The organism is Arthrobacter sp. H14 (assembly GCF_000520495.1).
Classification (GTDB): Bacteria; Actinomycetota; Actinomycetes; order Actinomycetales; family Micrococcaceae; genus Arthrobacter_C.
The window spans coordinates 43626-46786 of sequence record NZ_KI914651.1 but is presented as its reverse complement, the minus strand read 5'-3'; the positions used below and the strand labels follow the sequence as shown (position 1 = coordinate 46786).

At 62.8% G+C, this 3161-nt stretch carries 3 protein-coding genes; 2 read left to right on the top strand and 1 reads right to left on the bottom strand.

The window, feature by feature from the left end; all coding sequences use genetic code 11:
- Positions 1-797 (bottom strand): aldehyde dehydrogenase family protein (locus Y707_RS25145; RefSeq protein WP_035781279.1); only part of this gene is annotated, 797 nt, incomplete at its 3' end.
- Positions 798-1076: 279 nt separating this feature from the next.
- Here Y707_RS25145 and Y707_RS25140 point away from each other — a divergent pair.
- Both Y707_RS25140 and Y707_RS0110885 read left to right on the top strand, forming a co-directional pair.
- Positions 1077-2297 carry a CaiB/BaiF CoA transferase family protein gene (locus tag Y707_RS25140; protein WP_051441880.1) on the top strand — a complete coding sequence of 407 codons (1221 nt, stop codon included), beginning with the start codon at positions 1077-1079 and terminating at the stop codon, positions 2295-2297.
- Entirely contained in the window at positions 2297-3061 is a 765-nt protein-coding gene (locus tag Y707_RS0110885; RefSeq protein ID WP_026535116.1) for an enoyl-CoA hydratase/isomerase family protein, read from the top strand. Before Y707_RS25140 ends, Y707_RS0110885 begins: the two co-directional genes overlap by 1 nt.
- The last annotated feature ends 100 nt before the right edge of the window (positions 3062-3161 follow it).

The following is a 3161-nucleotide window of genomic DNA, read 5'->3' as shown; positions in this document are numbered from 1 at the left end:
CGGCCGGCGGCAGCTTCCACTAGAGCCAGGCCGCCCGAGCGCGAGCCGGTGAACCCAACTGCCTTGATCAGCGGGTGCTTCACCAGCGCGGACCCGAGGCCGGGTCCGGATCCGAGCAGCAGCGAGAACGTTCCCTCCGGCAGCCCGCACGCCTGCACAGCCCTGCGCACCGCACGCCCGACCAACTCCGAGACTCCGGGATGGCCGCTGTGCCCCTTGACCACCACCGGGCAGCCTGCGGCGAGAGCCGATGCGGTGTCCCCGCCTGCGACCGAGAAGGCCAATGGAAAATTGCTTGCCGAGAATACGGCGACAGGGCCGAGCGGGATCTTCCGCTGCCGCAGATCCGGGCGGGGCAAAGGCGCGCGGTCCGGCATGGCCGGGTCCACCCGAACGCCGCGCCAGCTGCCGTCACGGACGACGCCGGCAAAGAGCCGCAGCTGGTTCGTGGTGCGCGCCAATTCACCTTGGGCACGGCCCTGAGCAATACCGGTCTCGGCAGTCACTCGTTCTACGATAGGCTCGGCGATCGCCTCGATTTCGGACGCGATGCGCTCAAGAAAAACCGCCCTGGTTTCGGCGTCGCTGGCGCGGAACTCGGCGAACGCGTCGGCAGCGAGAGCCGCTGCCCGGTCGACGTCTTCGACTCCGCCAAGGCCGTAGGCGGGTTCGAGTTCTTCGCCGGTGCGCGGGTTAACGCCCCGAAGCTCTCCCTGGGTGCCGCGCACCTCGTCGGCGCCGATAAAAAAAATACCTGTCAATTCGGCGGCCGGGGCGGATGCCTGAGTTGTGTTCATATTTTGCACCATCTTCCTAAAAACGGATGTTCTTTCTGCAGGGCTGCTTCGGTCAGTCTCACAATTCCAGTAACCACCCTTGGCGTCCGGGTCAGGGGCGCTAAGCGGGCGCTCGAGTCCGCGCATAATGTTAACGGGACGCCTGCCATAGATCATCCCGTCTCCACGTCCGTTCTTGGGCACCTTTGCTTCTCGTCTACGGTATACAATATTTTCCAGAGTATTGTGGGTCACATCTCAGTACAAATTTAACCGTAGGTCTACAAGGAGGAATGTGCGATGAGTGAGGCGATGCCTGCTCCATTGAACGGAGTAACGGTTCTCGAAGTTGGAGTATTCATGGCGGGGCCGTTCGCCACCATGCAGTTGGCGGACCTCGGCGCCAGGGTGATCAAGATTGAGAATCCGGACGGCGGCGAGCAGACCCGTGCAACGGGCCCGATGATCGACGGCGAAAGTTCGCCGTTCGCCCGCCTCAACCGCAACAAAGAATCGATCACGCTGAACTTGAAGTCCAACGAAGGTAAAGCGGCCTTTAAAAAGCTTGCGCTCACCGCAGACGTTGTTGTTGAAAATCTGCGCCCGGGCGCGATGCGTCGTCTCGGCCTCGGCTACGATGACCTCAGCGTTGATAATCCCAGCCTTGTTTACGCCTCCGCCTCGGGATGGGGCCAGGATGGTCCGCTCTCAAACCTCGCCGGGCTGGACATCATGGCGCAGGCGCGCAGCGGCTTGATGAGCATTACCGGCTACCCCAATCTGCCCCCGGTCAAGATTGGCGTGCCGATCTGTGACCTCACGACGGCGCTCTATGTCTCACTGGCCATCACCGCCGCCCTGCATGAACGGAACAACTCCGGCAAGGGCCAGTACATCGACGTCTCCCTCATGGAGTCCGGCGTATCGTTCGCCGTCTGGGAAGCAGGAGCTTACTTTGCCAACGGAACGGTCGGCGGACGTCACGGATCAGCCCACCAGAACCAGGCGCCCTATCAGGCCGTGGTCACCAAGGACGGATTCGTCACCATCGGCGCCAACACCCCCCGCAACTGGACAGCCTTCTGTAACGCCCTCGGCCTGACCGAACTGCTGGACGATCCCCGTTACGCCGGCACCTATGACCGGCTGCAGAACAGGACCCCCTTGATCCAGTCGATCGAGCAGCGCACCGGCGAACTGACGACCGACGAGGTCATGGACCTCCTCAACGAGGCAGGGGTGCCCGCTGCCCCCATTTCAGATTTTGGAGAGGTCTTCACCGACGAGCATCTTCAAGCCCGGGAATTCTTCTGGGACGGCGAGCACCCGAAGCTGGGGAAGGTGCGCCAGCTGGGATCACCCATGCGCTTCTCCCGCACACCCGCCGTCCGCCGAGCGGCCGGCCCCATGCTTGGCTCCAGCAACCGGGAAGTGTTTGCCGCAGCCGGCTATGAAGGTGAAGAACTGGAGGCGCTGCTCGCCGAAGGTAAGGCAGACACCGAGAAGGCGGGGGAAAAGTGATGACGGAAGATTTATTAGTCGATCAGTCCGGAGCCATCCTCACCGTTACCTTCAACCGGCCAAAGCAGCGCAATGCTATGACCTGGGACATGTATCAGGGACTGCAGGAGGCCTGTGAACGCGCGGATGCCGACGAGCAGATCCGCGTGCTGGTCCTTCGCGGTGCCGGCGGAGAGGCGTTCGTCGCCGGCACCGACATCGGCCAATTCACCGAGTTCGACGGGCCGCGCGGGGTCGAGTACGAACATCAGATCAGCACGATTTTAGGCCGCCTCGCTGCCGTAAACATTCCGGTGGTCGCCGCCGTCGAAGGGTTCTGCATAGGCGGCGGGCTCGGCCTGGCCTCGGTCGCCGACATTCGCATCTGCAACCCGTCGGCGCAGTTCGGGGTGCCGATCGCGCGGACCCTCGGTAACTGCCTCTCGATCGGCACGCTCTCGGTGCTCTCCGAGCTGCTGGGACGGTCCCGTACCTCCGACCTTCTCCTGACGGCACGACTGATGCCGGCGGAAGAAGCCGTTCAGTGCGGCTACGTCACGACGGTCACCGATGATGTCGACGGCGAACTTGCCAAGATCACCGGCCGGCTGACCAACAACGCCCCGCTGACCATGTGGGCCATTAAGGAGGGCCTGCGCCGGCTGAACGGAGCGAACGAGGTCGACGATGAAGACATTGTCAAAACTGTTTACGGCAGCGAAGACTTCTCCAACGCGGTGCATGCTTTCCTGAATAAGCGAAAGCCGCAGTGGGCCGGCCGGTAGCGTTCTTAGAGTTAAAAAAACCTGGTCCGCCGGGATTGAGGTCACCACCGGACCAGGAGCATTTCCAGCCGCCTCAGACGACCTGGCACCGCAGCGGCTG

Coding starts and splice junctions, on each gene's coding strand:
- Y707_RS25140 (WP_051441880.1), top strand. CDS start 1,077: ATGAGTGAGGCGATGCCTGCTCCATTGAACGGAGTAACGGTTCTCGAA.
- Y707_RS0110885 (WP_026535116.1), top strand. CDS start 2,297: ATGACGGAAGATTTATTAGTCGATCAGTCCGGAGCCATCCTCACCGTT.